The organism is Actinobaculum sp. 352, from assembly GCF_003957265.1.
Lineage (GTDB): Bacteria > Actinomycetota > Actinomycetes > Actinomycetales > Actinomycetaceae > Asp313.
Window position 1 is genome coordinate 40,188 of sequence record NZ_RQSN01000013.1, and the last position, 15,259, is coordinate 55,446.

14 protein-coding genes are annotated in these 15,259 nt (G+C 59.0%); 4 read left to right on the plus strand and 10 right to left on the minus strand.

Annotated elements, in window-relative coordinates:
• Positions 1 to 45: 45 nt before the first annotated feature.
• Together EKN07_RS11260 and dapA are read right to left on the minus strand one after the other, a co-directional pair.
• Positions 46 to 1,476 (minus strand): gluconate:H+ symporter, encoded by a 1,431-nt coding sequence (locus EKN07_RS11260; protein ID WP_108714755.1) that lies wholly within the window; start codon positions 1,474 to 1,476, stop codon positions 46 to 48.
• Between the two features lie 107 nt (positions 1,477 to 1,583).
• Positions 1,584 to 2,471 carry a 4-hydroxy-tetrahydrodipicolinate synthase gene (gene dapA / locus EKN07_RS11265; RefSeq protein WP_108714754.1) on the minus strand — a complete coding sequence of 296 codons (888 nt, stop codon included), beginning with the start codon at positions 2,469 to 2,471 and terminating at the stop codon, positions 1,584 to 1,586.
• Positions 2,472 to 2,987: 516 nt separating this feature from the next.
• Here dapA and EKN07_RS11270 point away from each other — a divergent pair.
• Positions 2,988 to 3,758: an IclR family transcriptional regulator gene (locus EKN07_RS11270; RefSeq protein WP_108714753.1), complete on the plus strand. Its 771-nt coding sequence runs from the start codon at positions 2,988 to 2,990 to the stop codon at positions 3,756 to 3,758.
• Between the two features lie 71 nt (positions 3,759 to 3,829).
• Positions 3,830 to 4,852, plus strand: a complete 1,023-nt coding sequence (locus tag EKN07_RS11275) for an ADP-ribosylglycohydrolase family protein (RefSeq protein WP_108714752.1) — start codon at positions 3,830 to 3,832, stop codon at positions 4,850 to 4,852.
• 299 nt (positions 4,853 to 5,151) lie between these two features.
• Here the strand turns inward: EKN07_RS11275 and EKN07_RS11280 are convergent, their stop codons facing one another.
• Together EKN07_RS11280 and EKN07_RS11285 are read right to left on the minus strand one after the other, a co-directional pair.
• Positions 5,152 to 5,952, minus strand: coding sequence for a trimeric intracellular cation channel family protein (locus tag EKN07_RS11280; protein ID WP_241228192.1), 801 nt, complete (start codon positions 5,950 to 5,952; stop codon positions 5,152 to 5,154).
• 5 nt (positions 5,953 to 5,957) lie between these two features.
• Positions 5,958 to 6,200 carry a hypothetical protein gene (locus EKN07_RS11285; protein ID WP_108714751.1) on the minus strand — a complete coding sequence of 81 codons (243 nt, stop codon included), beginning with the start codon at positions 6,198 to 6,200 and terminating at the stop codon, positions 5,958 to 5,960.
• A gap of 275 nt (positions 6,201 to 6,475) precedes the next feature.
• Between EKN07_RS11285 and EKN07_RS11290 the strand changes: the two genes are divergently transcribed.
• Together EKN07_RS11290 and fucO are read left to right on the plus strand one after the other, a co-directional pair.
• Positions 6,476 to 7,126 (plus strand): hypothetical protein, encoded by a 651-nt coding sequence (locus tag EKN07_RS11290; protein WP_125482379.1) that lies wholly within the window; start codon positions 6,476 to 6,478, stop codon positions 7,124 to 7,126.
• A 650-nt stretch (positions 7,127 to 7,776) separates the two neighbouring features.
• Positions 7,777 to 8,928 carry a lactaldehyde reductase gene (gene fucO, locus EKN07_RS11295; RefSeq protein WP_126146433.1) on the plus strand — a complete coding sequence of 384 codons (1,152 nt, stop codon included), beginning with the start codon at positions 7,777 to 7,779 and terminating at the stop codon, positions 8,926 to 8,928.
• Between the two features lie 240 nt (positions 8,929 to 9,168).
• Here the strand turns inward: fucO and EKN07_RS11300 are convergent, their stop codons facing one another.
• The 6 genes from EKN07_RS11300 to EKN07_RS12650 form a co-directional block, all read right to left on the minus strand.
• Positions 9,169 to 9,840, minus strand: a complete 672-nt coding sequence (locus EKN07_RS11300) for a hypothetical protein (protein ID WP_125482378.1) — start codon at positions 9,838 to 9,840, stop codon at positions 9,169 to 9,171.
• 80 nt (positions 9,841 to 9,920) lie between these two features.
• Positions 9,921 to 10,541: a hypothetical protein gene (locus tag EKN07_RS11305; RefSeq protein ID WP_206435724.1), complete on the minus strand. Its 621-nt coding sequence runs from the start codon at positions 10,539 to 10,541 to the stop codon at positions 9,921 to 9,923.
• A gap of 14 nt (positions 10,542 to 10,555) precedes the next feature.
• The gene (locus tag EKN07_RS11310; RefSeq protein ID WP_126146436.1) at positions 10,556 to 11,221 is read right to left on the minus strand and encodes a hypothetical protein; all 666 of its coding nucleotides are present in this window, start codon (positions 11,219 to 11,221) and stop codon (positions 10,556 to 10,558) included.
• 59 nt (positions 11,222 to 11,280) lie between these two features.
• Positions 11,281 to 11,901: a hypothetical protein gene (locus EKN07_RS11315; RefSeq protein WP_108714745.1), complete on the minus strand. Its 621-nt coding sequence runs from the start codon at positions 11,899 to 11,901 to the stop codon at positions 11,281 to 11,283.
• Positions 11,902 to 12,444: a hypothetical protein gene (locus EKN07_RS11320; protein ID WP_125482376.1), complete on the minus strand. Its 543-nt coding sequence runs from the start codon at positions 12,442 to 12,444 to the stop codon at positions 11,902 to 11,904. It abuts the gene before it with no gap.
• 65 nt (positions 12,445 to 12,509) lie between these two features.
• On the minus strand, positions 12,510 to 15,259 hold a 2,750-nt coding region (locus EKN07_RS12650; RefSeq protein WP_164546666.1), incomplete at its 5' end, for a hypothetical protein.

Sequence of the window (15,259 nt, forward strand, 5' to 3'; positions counted from 1 at the left end):
TCCGCTAATCTAGCCGCGCTCGATAACCCGAACGGAGCCCCTAGTTCAGGATGTAATAAATGCTCCGAGCAGCAGGCAACCGCCCAGGCCGAGAATGGCCAACACCGTGGTGTAGGTGGTGCGTACCTTCAAGGTGTCACCCACCGATAGGCCGAGGAATTCCTTGAACATCCAGAAGCCCGGATCGTTCACATGGGATGCAATAACAGAGCCACAGGCGGTGGCCAGCACCATGACCTCCGGGCTAACGCCACCTGCCTCGACGAGCGGTGCCGCAATCCCGGCTGCGGCTAGAACAGCCACCGATGCGGAGCCGAGGGCGATACGCATCAGGGCGGCAATGCCCCACGCCAAGATAATCGGCGACACGTCCCAGTTATTCGTGAGGTCACCGATGTAATCAGAAATACCGCCGGCCTGAAGGACCTGCTTGAATGCGCCACCCGCACCGATGATGAAGATGATCATGGCAATCGACTTAATCGATTTACTGCATGAGTCCATTAGGGTGTCCATCGAGATACGACGGCCGAGGCGGAAGTACAGCAGTGCTGAGAGCAGTCCGATAAGCAATGCAACCGGTGCATCGCCAATCGCACCGAAGATCTTGACGGCCATGTTGCCTTCCGGCAGCGTCAACTCCAGAATGGCACTACCGGCAATGAGGACCACCGGAAGGGCGGTGATTCCCAGGGATACACCGAAACTCGGCATGGTTTCGTCCGTGAATTCCTTTTCACTGACCAGACCTTCGGGCACGTTAGCGGTAACCTTCTTGACGAAACTCAGGCGCGGCCATATGAGCGCAACCACCATCCCAATCGGAATGGCGATGATTAGGCCGTACAGCAACGTTTTTCCGATCGATGCGTCGTACTGGCCCGCAACCGCCGTCGGACCAGGATGCGGAGGCAAGAAGGAATGCATGGTTGAGAGGGCAATAGCCAGTGGTATAGCCAACCACATAACCGGCAACTTCTGTTGCCGCGCTACAGCGAACACGATGGGGATAAGGATCACCCAGGCGGTCTCCCAGAAGAGGACGACGCCGACGAGGAAGGCGACAATGACGATCGCCAGCTGGGCACGCTTAATGCCGAAGCTGTTGATCAACGAGCTTGCCAGCCGGTTAGCAGCACCCATATCCGCCATAAGAACACCCAGCATGGCACCGAAACCGAGGATGAGGATCAGATCGTCAACTTGACCACCCACGCCGTCGACGATGGCGCTCATGACAGCTGTTGGTTTCTGGACGGTCTCGACATCTGGGATATTGGCGAACGAATTGCGTGCGCCATCGGCAACCGCGGCCACGATGGCATCAGCCGAACTGTCGACGCTCACAAAGGGCATTCCCTGCATTAGCCCGACGGCGATGGACACCAGGATCAGGGCAATAAATCCGTTGAGTTTGAATACCAGCATCAGCACTAGCAGCAGTGCGATGCCAGCAGCAAGAATTACGAGAGGCAATGTAGTCTCCTGATTGTTGTCTGGCCAGCGACTGCTGTGTGCGAGACTGCGTCAATGCACTCGACACTTGAGCCGCCGGACTGATGTGCGAATCGGGTCTACCCCGATCAGAAGTTGACTGCGTCGTCGACAGCCTTTTGCAGCAGCCCGCGGTATTCGGGCGCGAGTTCGCGTGCGGGTGCAAAACAGTAACCCGCCTCCACACCTGCGCAACGCAATCCTTCCTTGAGGACCACTGGGAAGGTGGCCTTGTCAACGAGGTTGCGCAGCGGGGAGAGTCGCTGTTGCAGTTCTAGGGCGCGGGCGTCATCGCCGGCAATGTATGCGTTGTACAGCGCCGAGAGCAGGCGCGGCGCAATATTCGCCGTCGAGGCAATGGCGCCGACGGCGCCCATACGCAGCGCCGGATAGATCAACGTATCGCGCCCCATGATCACCGCGAAGTCCTCCGGAACTTCGCGCAGATAGTCGGCAGTCAACGTCATATTTCCTGCCGAGTCCTTCACACCAACAATATTCGGGACCTGAGCAAGTTCGAGCACCGTGTTCAAGGCGAGCGGAACCTGGGTGCGGCCGGGGTTTGAATAGAGCAGAATTGGCAGATCGGTTTCTGCGGCGATGGCCTTGTAGTGGTCGATCAACTCGGACTGGGTTGGTGTCATGAAGTAGGGTGTTAGAACGGACAATGCCGAAACGCCCCCGAGCTCCTCCGCCATATGAGCCGTCTTGATGCAATCGCGCGTGGTTATTTCCGAAGCGCCCGCGTAGATGGGCACTCGTCCGTTTACGTGTTCTACGGTTATCTCAACAACGCGGCGCTTCTGCGCATCGGACAACCCATATATCTCACCGGAAGAGCCAAGCACAAATACGCCATGGACGCCGTTGCTGATCGTGTAGTCGAGAACATCGCGTAGTCCCTGTTCAAGGAGTTCGCCATCCTTGTCCAGCGGCGTGACTAGCGCCGGGATGATGCCATGAGGTTTGAACGTCATTGTTATTCCTTGTTCTTCTGTCCGCCGTGCGGAAGTTCAAGAAGCGATCACTCCGACCGCTTTTCGTAGACTTTTGTCTACATATGAACTCATCTAGTATTAAATACTAAACAGATCGTCCGCGTATAGAGACTCTCGTCCTTGTTATAGTGTGTTTCATCACAAAGATGGATAGTTGAGAGAACCCTTTCCACCAATAGCCCTCGACAGCATCGGAACACCGAAGAGTCTCCGGACGGCTTGCATCCCCTTCCACCAATGCTGCCGCGACCACACCAAGCATCACCGAGGATGCGAGCGGTCAACGACTTCCCGTCACAACCACGCACACCACGCCGCCCCGCTTTCGCGTTCCTCTGCCATCTGTCTACATATATAGATAGACTGGTCTTCGCCGGAGTTTGCGCCCGCTGCGCCTGTTGCCCCAGGGTCCGAGTTTCACAAGTTTCGGCGCCAGCGTGCATTTGCATATGTCGAGTAGCGTCCCGCCACACTTCCGGGACGGCAAGGAGCATCATGAGCAAGACGACCTCCGTGGCGGAGACCGGCGTCCGCAGTGTTAAATCTGCCGGCCGAACGGTCGAGCTTCTTGAATTCCTTGCGTCCCGTCAGGCTCGGCCACCTCGGCTGAGCGAGATATGCCAGGCCTTGGACGCACCTCGCTCCTCCGTGTATGCACTTCTACGCACGCTTATTTCACTCGGCTGGGTACAAAACGATTCCAGCGACGGCTATTCCTTGGGAATACGCGTTCTGACCACCGGTACTGCATATATCGACTCAGACCCCTACGTGCGTGTGGTGCGGCCAATCCTGGCCGACCTCGCCGCCACACTGGGCGAGACTTTCCATCTGGGACGTATCGATAACTCGCAAGTCGTCTATCTGTTCACACAGGAATCTCACCGAGAGCAGCGCGCATACTCCCGAGTAGGCCGTCGTCTGCCGGCTTCAACGACCGCCCTGGGCAAGGCCCTCCTGGCCCACCGTAGCGAACTCATTCCCAATACCTTGCCGCGGCTCACCGAATACACAATTGCAGATCCCGACGAGCTCGCCGCTGACCTGGCACTCACCCTGGAGCGGGGATACGCGCGTGAAGCGCAGGAGAACACGCTTGGCCTACGCTGTGTGGCCTTCGCGCTGCCCTACACCAGCCCTGTGCGCGATGCCATCTCCTGCTCCATGCCGCTGGCGCGGTGGTCTGAAGAGCACGAGGCGAATATTGTTGAGACGATGCGCAGCGCGGTCATGCGCATTGTCGAGTCGGCACCGCTTGATCAATAACGTCAGACGCGGCTGGGTAGCTTTCCGGTAGAATGTTTGTGTACTGCATCGGCCGTCAACGAGGAGAAGCCATGTCGATTCCGCAGCCATCCGAACAACCGCGACAAGCTCTGCCCATCGCAGTCACCGATGAGATCATTGATCGCGCACGCGGGTGCCTTCTAGCTGCCGCCTGCGGCGATGCACTCGGCGTTCCCTATGAATTCGCGGCCGTCCCGGAGAATCCCGAGATGATAGGAGGAGGACTCGGCCCCTACGCCCCGGCCGAATGGTCGGATGATACGCAGATGTCAGTCTGTATTGCACAAGTGGCGGCCAGCGGTATCTCGCTTCTGACTCCGGCAGCCGAAGATCGCGTGGGTGAGAAATTCCTCGGCTGGCTGCAGGATGGCGCTACCGATGTCGGCACCCAGACCCGCGCAGTTCTCACTCGTGCCACCGAACTGGGGCGGCGTAACGACGTATCTGATCGTCTTCATCAAGCCGCACGCGAGTACTCCGAGGGCACAGAGCGCGCCGCCGGAAATGGAGCTCTTATGCGAACTGCTCCGGTTGGCATTGCTTACCTCGGATCACGGGAACTTACCGCGCAGGCAGCACAGGAGATCGCCAGACTCACGCATTGGGATCGACTGGTCGACGAGTCCTGCATTCTTTGGAGTGAGGCGATTCGCGTAGCGGTAACCACCGGCCAGATCGATATCCGTTCCGGGTTTGACTTGATGATTCCGGAGTCTCGCGACTACTGGGAGAAGGCCTTGGATGATGCCGAAAGCGGCAATATCATCCCGCATCGCAACGGTTTTACCGTAGTGGCGTTGCAGTGCGCCTGGTCTGCGGTATGGTCCGTCCGCGACCTGGCGGGCGAGGACGCCGTCCGGGAGGGCATCATCCAGGCTGTACGTCTCGGCAGCGATACCGACACTATTGCCACCGTTGCCGGAGCGCTGCTTGGCGCCGCGCATGGTGCAAGCGCAGTACCTGCCCAGTGGGCGAACGATGTCCATGGATGGCCCGGTTTGACCGGCGAGCAGTTGGCAGACTTGGCGGAACAGACGGTACGCGCGCAAGGCCGAACGCTCGTCGCGGAATAGTCTCGTCGCAAAGTAATGTCGCGCGGAGTAATAGGGCAGCGTAAGAGCGAAGTCCTCGCTGTTGCGAGGTCCTCGTCGAGCCATCGGGGCTCCATCCAATGATCGACGGCGCCCCGAAGAGTTCCGCATCCTCTTTGGTCGTCATTCCGACCGCATTGCCAGTGTGGTTTCTTCCGCTCGGCGGCATCCCTACCCGCCCGGTGCCGTCCTTACCCTCCCGGCGGCATCCCTACCCGCCCGGTGCCGTCCTTACCCGCCCTGCAGTGTTCTAGCTCTGTCGGCTCATCATTCGTAGGCTGTCAGCATTCTTCCGGCCCGCTGTCAGTAGCAGTTGCGTTCGTAGGCGACGCCGCACCCCTGCGCACACGCCGCTTCCCGCGCCTCCTGCGCCGTGAATGTGCGGCAGCACGTTCTCGTGCCCGCGCATAATCCGCCGCTGCTGCTTTAAGGCGTGCATATGACGTCGCAACGGAGTAATCGTTATTCTGCGGCAGCCGCCATTTGAACCAGCGCGCGGCGATACACAACACGCCGCCAAGAGCAGCTGCGGCAATCGTGGCCAACGACGGGTGCCCCGCCTTCCATAAAAGGATCGCGGGAACTGTAGCGACGAGCGCGCAGGTGGCGTAAAGAGTGTTCCCGCCGAATATAGCGGGGGTACGACCAACGGCAATATCGCGGATCATACCCCCGCCAACTGCGGTTATCACGCCTAGCATCACTGCGGGAGCGATGCCCAGTCCTGCCTCCAGGGTTTTCACGGCACCGGTAGCCGACCAGGAACCCAGCACAAATGCGTCCGCCACAACAAGGAGGCGATTCCACCATTTACCCCGCAAGCGCAGAAGAAAGGCGATGGTGGCACCGGCAAGTGCGCCGCGTAGATAATGCGGATTAGTCAAGGCCACGGGTGGACCTTGTTGCAACAATACATCGCGGAGCATTCCGCCACCGAGAGCAGCCATGATGGCGAGGGCCATAAAACCCACCAGATCGAAATGCCGCTCGCGGGCGACCATTCCGCCCAGTATTGCAGCTACCACCACCCCGCCGACGTCGAGAACCTCGAAAGCTACCGGCGAAAGGTCAGCGACGTGCACCCCGGTTAGAAGTCGACAGCTGGAACGTCGATCTCGTCGCTGCCTGCATCATCGTGCTTGACACGGCTTTTGACGGAATCGACGGCGGTAGTAGCTGCGTCCTGTGCCTTCGTTACACTGTTTCGCACCGGTTTGGAGTTCCACACGCCGGACGAGAATTTGACGATCTGTTCATAACGTTCACGCCCCGCCTTGGCCCCCAGTACATAGCCCGCGATGCCGCCAAGAACGAATGATTTGACACTCATGTCAGCTCCTTCGGATCAACTTCTGATTCCTTGTTTCCATCGTAGGGCACACTCTTCTGCGCCGCGAGGCAGCTTGCTAAGCGCTGAATGCCGACATAGCACGCTAAGGTTTCACTCGCTTGTAGAACCGGCACCCTGTTTGTCCGTAATCCCGATCCTGTTTCTCCTCTTTCACTGTCCTGTCGCTCCACGATCACGCCCCTGTTCGGCGGCTGTCCCGGACCTCTCACGATGCTCCAGAAAATCGCTACCAAAAACATCGTTCAGGCCGCACAATGAACATAGACCGAAAACTAGCACAGCTGCGGGAGGCCGACATGGCGAATGAACACCGTGTGGCACGAGGTAAGACCTCGGCGAAGGACTATCGGCACGTGGGCAAGCGCCACCTGGTGCGTAATTCCCAGCTGCGGCGCGCAACAGGGCGTAGCCGCCGCGAGTGGTTTGATGCTTTGGACGAAGCCGGCGCCTTCGACTGGGATCATAAGCGTATTGTGCGTTGGTTGGGTGGAAAAGAAGATGCCGACGCCTGGTGGGCGCAGTCTGTTGCCATTGACTACGAACACAAGCGGAAGGCGCCTGTATCGCCCACCGTTGCCGACCCCACCACCACGGCCGTCATTACCGCCACCGTCCACAGTGATGTCATTTCCCTCTGGCCATTGCTTGACGACGACGATCTTCGCCGGGCCTGGCTGGACTGCGAGTTTGAGGTGGGCGCACGTGAAGGACGCTTGGGTATAAACTTTCTTGCCGCAGACGGCTCACGTATCCGTATTTCGTTGAAGCCCCTGGCGGACATGGCTGACGGAACGCCGCGTAGCCGGGTCATCGTCCGGCACTCACACCTGCCGGAGAACGCTGTGGAGGAAACCCGCGCCTTCTGGAAAGCCATGCTCGGTGAACTCGTGCGCATGGTGGCGTGACGCGGTAACGATCTTGCACTGCCAGCGGCGTGCGTGATCAACGGGTACCTGGGCGGAATTCGTGGAGAGCAAAAACAGTACGAAGAGCGAGGGCACGCTAGCGGTTGCCTTGTGACGCTCGGAAGCCAGCGGGTCAGTATCGCACCATTATCAGGCCTGCTTGCCTTGCTCCGTTCGCAAGCCAGCGGTTCAGTATCGCGGCATCGTCAGGAACGGTCGCAGCGCGCACAGCCTCCCCTCCGGGGCTACAGCCTCCCCTCCGGGACCACAGCATCCCGTCCGGGTCACAGCATCCCGTCCGGGACCTTGGATCCTGGATCTTCCCAAGCGTGCGATGTAGTTTCAAAGAAAAGTGATGCCACAGCGCGGTCGTACATGCACAGGCGATTAAGGACGCAGTTGACGCGGTTTGTCGCGAGCTTACATGGTTTGTCGCAAGCTTACATGGTTTGTCGCGGGCTTACGCGGTTTGTCGCGGGCTTACATGGCTCGTCGCGGGCCGGCATGGGTGCTACGACAGCCCGCACATACCCTATGTGGGCGACGCGGCCCTGCGGTGCGGCGTCGCAAACCAGGCGCCGTCGCAGCGATCCGAAATCGCGGCAGCATGGAGTCGATGCGGTGTGGCAGACGATGGCAAAGGAGTATCCATGTCCTACCGCATGATTTTCAATCAGACCGGTTACTTCGGTCGCGGCGCGATCTCAAATATCCCCGCCGAGATCGCCAGTCGGGGCCTGAACAAGGCCTTTATCGTCACAGATCCGGTACTGGCAGAAAACGGAACTGTTGCCCGAATTACCGATCTGCTCGACGCGGCTTCAATCGCGTGGGAGGTGTTCTCCGACGTCGTTCCCAACCCGCCCGTAGAAAAAGTACAGGCGGGTCTGGCTGCCTTCCGTTCCTCCGGGGCTGACATCCTCATCGGCCTGGGTGGCGGAAGTCCGCAAGACACGTGCAAGGCGATCTCGGTGATTGCCACCAACCCGGAATTCGAGGACGTGCTCTCACTGGAGGGGCTCTCGCCCACCAAGAACCCGGGCGTGCCGATTATCGGTGTGCCAACAACGGCCGGAACCGCCTCGGAAACGACAATCAACTATGTCATCACCGATACGACCAAGCAGCGCAAGTTCGTCTGCGTGGACCCGCACGACATCCCGGTGATCGCCGTCGTCGACCCAGGCCTGATGGACGGTATGCCGCGCTCGTTGAAGGTGGCGACCGGCCTGGATGCCCTGACGCATGCGATCGAAGGGTATATCACGCCCGGGGCATGGGCACTCTCGGATGCGTTGTGCCTGCGGTCCATTCAAATGATTGCGAAGAATCTGCGAAAGGCAGCCGATGGGGATACCGACGCCGTTGAGCAGATGGGCCTCGCCGCATATATCAATGGCATGGCGTACTCCAACGTCGGCCTCGGCCTGGTACACGGAATGGCGCACCCGCTTGGCGGACGTTACAACGCGCCGCACGGTGTCGCCAACGGAATCCTGCTCGCCCCGGTGATGGCCTTCAACGCGGAATACACCGGCGAGAAGTATCGGGATATCGCAGAGGCCTTCGGCGTCGACGACGCGCAGACCATGCCGCTGGAGGATGCGCGCACGGCTGCGGTTAATGCGGTGGCACAGTTGACCCGCGATTTGGGTAATCCGACGACGATTAGCGAGATCGGTGTGGACGAGCCCGGGATTGCCGCGCTGACCGAGGATGCCTTCGCGGACGTGTGCACACCGGGTAATCCTCGCCCCGCCACGCGCGAGGATATTGAGGCACTGTATCGTTCACTTCTTTAGGTGTGCGGGTAGGGAGCACTCGTGAGGGAGTTGTGAGGGGCGTCTGGTCGGCGTATTCGGCTGGGCCAGCGCCCCTCACGTAGACGAACTGAGGCGACGCGCGCTCAGGCGCACGAGGCAAATCGGCCGTCGTCTCCTGGCAGGGCAGACCAGCGACTCGCCCGCTCATGCACATAAAAGCAGAGCTTGGTTCATGCCGGTTCGGCAGGCTTGCCGCCGCATCACAAGGCGCTCGCGTGTTTATCCAGATGAGCTTGCGGATGCCGCCGGTGTGGTTGCCGGTATGGTCGCGGGCGTGGTCCAGGTGATCGAGTTGAGGAACTCGTCGGCGAGGCCCTCCGGTAGGCTGGTCTGCCCCGGAGCCGACGTCAACGTGATCCGCCACAACCCATCATGCCGCCCCACCAGCCACACCTCGTAATACATGTCAACGCCTTGTCGGGTGTGGATATACGAGAAGCCTCGGGCGGGACTGCCACCAATCATCCGTTCCTGAACCGGCGACGCCTCCCGATTCACACTACTTTGCCGAGTCGCCCGGTACCGCGTCCGAGCGGCAATCCTATCCAAGTCATAGACGTCCCGCTCACCAAGGACCACGTAATCAGCCGAATACAACACGTCCGCCGGAATACGCGTTGCCCTAATCGACGCCGCAGTAAACCCCCGGCTCCCATCCTCCGACGCCAAATAATCCATCCCCGGATCCGGATCCTGCGGAATCACCGCCCACCCCTGCGGCGCATCCGCATCCATCACATCGGCCACCTCGCTAGCCACCACGAAAGTCTCCGCCGTACTCACAACCGTCGGAGTCTGACCACCACCAGGCACACCCGGCGCACACCCAACCAGAGCCACCGCCAACCCACACACCGCCACAAGCACTGCCAGTACGCGACGCGAACACACACCAACCATCACAACCCCCACCCCTTCACACGCAACAACACCGCGCGCTCATGCTTCACTGACACACCCGACCACAGCATCTACGGCTCCCTCCACGTGATCGTGTCCAACACCCCATCTAACTCCGGTGGCAACTCCGTTTCCCCGGGTGCCGACTTCAGCGTGATCGACCACAATCCATCATGCCGACCAACCTCCCAATACTCGTACCGTACAGGCTCTCCTACCTCTACATCCGTCGCAATGTACCGATAGCCACGAGCCGGATTCCCATCAATAAAACGCGCAGGCAACACCTCAACATCGGTAACATCATGCTCCGCTATCCGACTCTGCAACGTATCAATGAGAAGACTCTCAAGACTATAAGACTCATTAGTCCCCACCCCAATAGCAGACGGCCCATATCGTGTCACGACAATCGCTGCCGACATCGAACCATGTAAACCGTCCGGCGACGCGAAATACTCCAACGGCGGATCAGAAGGAAACTCCACCCACCCCTCCGGCACATCCACCTCCATCACATCCGCCACCTCATCCGTCGCCACAAACGTCCCCGGCACCGACGGCGTCGTCGCAGCGCCCTGACCACCCGGAACACACGCCGTCAGTGACACTGCAAGCATGCCCGCCGCTACCAGCACCACAAACCGCCAGCCTATCGTGCCACCGGGCACACCAGGCTCATTCCCCACCACGGCACCCCTTCCCATCAACCAGACGCACTCGACGTAGCACCCGCCGGTGTAGTCCAGGTGATCGAGTCCAGGAACTCGTCGGCGAGGCCCTCCGGCAGGCTGGTCTGCCCCGGAGCCGACGTCAACGTGATCCGCCACAACCCATCATGCCGCCCCACCAGCCACACCTCGTAATACATGTCACCATTCTTGCCAGCGGTCTCCACATACGAATACCCCCGAGCCTCACTCCCACCAATCACACGCCTCTGAACCTCGGAGACATCACGCCGATCGCCATGGTATTCGATCTGGCTCCGCCACGCCTTTGCAATCACATCCAAGCTGTATGTCCCTGGCTCATCGGCGAATTTGACAACTCCATACATCACGTCTCCGGGAACACGCGTTGCCCTGATCGACGCCGCCGTAAACCCTCGGCTCCCATCCTCCGACGCCAAATAATCCATCCCCGGATCCGGATCCTGCGGAATCACCGTCCACCCCCGCGGCGCATCCGCATCCATCACATCAGCGTCTCGCTCCGTCGGTGTAAACGTCGCAGTACTCACAACCGTCGGAGTCTGCCCGCCCCCGGGCACACTCGGCGCACACCCAACCAGTGACACGGCCAACCCACACACCGCCAAAAGTACCGCCGCCACGCGACGCGAACACACACCCCCCATCACGACTCCCATCCCTTCACCTGCTGCGGCGTCGCGCGCTCATGCTTCACTGACACACCCGGCCAGAGCATCTACGGCTCGCTCCACGTGACGGTATCCAAAACCCCATCTAACTCCGGCGGCAACTCCGTCTGACCAGGCTCCGAATACAAGGCAATCGACCACAACCCATCATGCCGACCAACAACCCAATACTCCCAACGCTGCGCCGACCCCGTCGCCTCATCCGTCTGAACGTAGGTGTAGCCGCGAGCCGGATTCCCATCAACAAACCGCGCGGGCAACAACGCTAAATCCGTATACTCATGATCCTTCATATCACCAAGAATCCTGGGGCGAAGGAACTCATCCAAATCAAACGTATCCTCAGCCACCGCATATTCTGGCCATATGACAGCTGGCAACCAAAGACGGATAGAAATCCCCTGATGCGCCCCGTCATACACCCCGTCAGGTGACACAAGAACGACCGGCAACCTCTCGTTTCCTTTACTACTATCCGCCGCCCATCCCTCCGGCACATCCATCTCCACAATATCCGCCACCTCTTCCTCCACCGCCACAAACGTCGACGGCACCGACGGCGTTACCTCCGCAACCTTCGGACGATACACCCCACACGCCACCAAGCACACCGCAAGCACGCAAACCACTGTCACCTCCAGAACACGGCATGGTCTCAGCCCGCTCATCTACGGCTCCCTCCACGTGATCGTGTCCAACACCCCATCCAACTCCGACGGCAATTCCGTCTGACCAGGCGCCGATCTCAACTTGATATTCCACAATCCATCATGCCGACCAACCATCCAACACTCCCACCGCTTTGGCCGCCCCGTCTCCATCCCCGTCTCAATGTACGTATAGCCCCATGCTGGATTCCCATCAATAAAGCGCGCAGGCAACACCTCAACATCCGTAGCATCATGCTCACCCACCAAAGACTGCAACACATCAATCAGACGACTCTCAAGACCAAAGGAACCGTCCCTACCACTCGCCCGAAGAGCTGCAGGCGCAAACCTTGTCACATGAATCGACGGCGCATCCAACCCATACGACCCATCAGACGACGCGAAATACTCCAACGGCGGATCAGGAGGAAACTCCACCCACCCATCCGGCACATCCGCCTCCATCACATCCGCCACCTCATCCGTCGCCACAAACGACGACGGCACAGACGACGTCGTCGCAGCGTCCTGACCACCCGAAACACACGCCGCCGATGACATAGCGAACACCGCCGCGCCCAGCACCGCGATCAACCTTATTGGAGTCGCATGGCATCTGCGGAACATCAACTGTCCCGCTCTTCCCCAGTTGTTGCATAGGCATTGTCATGGTGGGCGTCTGAGGTTGTCATCGATGAACGGATTGAATCTACCGCATCGTCATAGCCTCCCGACGTGTCCGACATTGCGGTTATATAGCCACGAAAAGTCTCCTGCTGAGTATCAGTCATCTCATTGAAAGGGATCACGACGCCGTCGGCGTCGACAAATATTTCTCTATCTTCACCTTTTTTGTCTTCGCTACCTTCACTTAGCCTTTCACAGTACTCTTCCGGCGACATAGCAGCACCATCAAACGAACCATACGTGGTCATGGATTGGTACAAGGTGTCCTGCATATACTGTTCCACCTTCACTTGCGCCCCCGTCTGATTGCCAACAACCTTACTGTCTTCCGGGAAAAAGGACTGTAAGAGTGGCGCGACACCGTTTTTACCTCCCTGCTCGATAAAATACTGGTTCCATTCTCCTTTGATAACGGGACCGTAGGGGAGAAGGTTGATCCCAGTCTCGATAAGCCCGCTCCAGCGCGCATTGACCCGGTTGAATGCTTCTTTCTGTTGATCTGTAGCATCCTCGGGAGCGGTGAATAGTGCTTCGAACATCGGCGTACAGCGTTCAACAACGGTCGACGGTTCGTCATTCCCAGTACCGGCGAAGGCCTCGTTACTCTGCTCTTCAAACAGCGCCTGACTAGCTAAGATCAGATTGTCGATGGCCGGCGCACGGCCACCCTCCCAATAGTCATCAGTCAAATTGCCGGGGGTACCGTTATTGTTGCGCACAGGGGAATCAAAACCCAAGTCACGGATCATACCGTTGGCACCGAATATGCTGTCACGCATCTCGCTGTCAAGCGCAATGACATAGCCGTCCTCATAGGCCGAGATTCCCTCACTGCTGTATGCTCCAGCTCCATGGAATGACAGGGCAATTCCTTCAACATGAGGCGCTAGAATAAGACCCGACCATGATCGCAGCGCCGCATTGTTGTAACCGTACTTATTCTGACCATCAACATAATCACCCGCGTGAGCATCCAAGCCATCCTGGTATCCAAACATGAAATTCGCAGCGATCTCCGTGACATTCCTGTCCACAGTTCGCCACGCTTGCCATTCCTCCTCGCTGACCTGCCCCCACTCCGGCGCTTCCTCCGGCATTGATGCCTGCCGAATAACCTGGCCGTACTGCTCCCCAGCATCTGGGAAGCCGCAGTAATCCCCGTACAGGCGATCACCGGTGAGATAGCGAGTCATATTCTTTGGCTCGTCCTCGGCATCCACTACTCCGTCATGGTTGACATCCATACCCTCAGGGGTGTCTGAGACAAGGAAACTCTGCACCGCGCGTAACCGCCCCTCCTCCAAGTCTGCGAGTACAGGAGTCGCACTATCGGCATCAAAAGTCTCCGGTCGGTCCATCAACGTATACAAGGCATGCATCGGGTCATACATGCCGGTGCTGGAATCAAACAGTTCCACTGGCTCGGGATAGGTAGAGAAACCGCCGTAGCCGGTGCCGTACGCATTTCTACCACCCATTCTGTCTTCGAGAGTCTCGGCGTCCCACGCCACAATATCGTCCGCGACAGATACGCCCCGACTGGTCTCCTGGAAGAAGGCGGAACCGAGGGCAAGGTCTGGGTTCCGGCGTCCCGCCTCACCCATCATCTGGGTTATCAGTGAATACCCATCAACCGGATCCCGTGATGTATTTGTCGGAGTGTAGCCGGGATCAAGACGACCGAGTGGTGTGTATTGTGTCCGCCCTGTTTTCTTCATCGCCTGCAAGAAAGCGTCATTCTGTTGGTCCAGCGTTTGGCCGGAGGAGTTCTTTAGCCCGGGCCGCACGGCCTCCAACCACGCCTGCCGCTCGGCATTGCTACCGTGCAGATTCATCCCGCCAGTACCCAACACCATCGCCCCACCAATGTTAGCCAGTGTGTCATCAACCAACTGTGAGTCAATCGGCACGGTCTGCGATAACCCTTCCACCTGCAGGGAATACTTCACCAGGTCCTCCGGGGTGACGTACTGCATCAACGCGTTGGCGACGAAGGGATCGGAGAGCTTATCGCCATACTTCTCGTTGAACTCGGCAACCTCCTCCGCCGTCACCTTCTCATCCAGGATGTAGTCCGACATCTCGAGAGCATCGGTTTGCGCAAGGTCCCAGGCCGCCTCACCCGAGACATAGGGCAGATCACCGAACACATTCAGCGCCACCTCATCACGCGAACCAGAAGGCATTTTCGGATCCACAATCTTGTCCTGGGCCGCAGCCAACGCCGTCATCGCCGTAGACGCCGCCTCATCCAAAACCTCCAACACACCCCGATACCTATCCTGCAACCTCGACTGTTCCGCCTCCCACTCCGACTCACACCGCTCACGACGCGTATCCACATACGACTGGGTGTAACCCACATGCGGATTCGCAGCCAGATCGGCTTCTAACCCATCGACCACGTCCAACCCACGCTCATACGTCTCCTTTGCCGCGTCATAGTCACTCTGCACCCGGCCAACATCCGCAATCGCCTCCAACACCGCATCCCCATACGTCCGCAACGCCGTCGCCGCGTCAAGCAACACGTCATACAAGGTCATCGTCTTAGAATGCAATCCCTCAATCTGATCCATATACGCATCGGCAGCCTCACCGGCCCAGCCCGCAACACCAGACGACGACGCTGCTCCGACCTGCGTCGCATTAACCTCGTTACCAGCCCGCCCAAACCGATTCGCCGCAA

Coding starts and splice junctions, on each gene's coding strand:
- dapA (WP_108714754.1), bottom strand. CDS start 2,471: ATGACGTTCAAACCTCATGGCATCATCCCGGCGCTAGTCACGCCGCTG.
- EKN07_RS11270 (WP_108714753.1), top strand. CDS start 2,988: ATGAGCAAGACGACCTCCGTGGCGGAGACCGGCGTCCGCAGTGTTAAA.
- EKN07_RS11275 (WP_108714752.1), top strand. CDS start 3,830: ATGTCGATTCCGCAGCCATCCGAACAACCGCGACAAGCTCTGCCCATC.
- EKN07_RS11285 (WP_108714751.1), bottom strand. CDS start 6,200: ATGAGTGTCAAATCATTCGTTCTTGGCGGCATCGCGGGCTATGTACTG.
- EKN07_RS11290 (WP_125482379.1), top strand. CDS start 6,476: ATGAACATAGACCGAAAACTAGCACAGCTGCGGGAGGCCGACATGGCG.
- fucO (WP_126146433.1), top strand. CDS start 7,777: ATGTCCTACCGCATGATTTTCAATCAGACCGGTTACTTCGGTCGCGGC.
- EKN07_RS11310 (WP_126146436.1), bottom strand. CDS start 11,221: ATGGGAGTCGTGATGGGGGGTGTGTGTTCGCGTCGCGTGGCGGCGGTA.
- EKN07_RS11315 (WP_108714745.1), bottom strand. CDS start 11,901: ATGAGCGGGCTGAGACCATGCCGTGTTCTGGAGGTGACAGTGGTTTGC.
- EKN07_RS11320 (WP_125482376.1), bottom strand. CDS start 12,444: ATGTCATCGGCGGCGTGTGTTTCGGGTGGTCAGGACGCTGCGACGACG.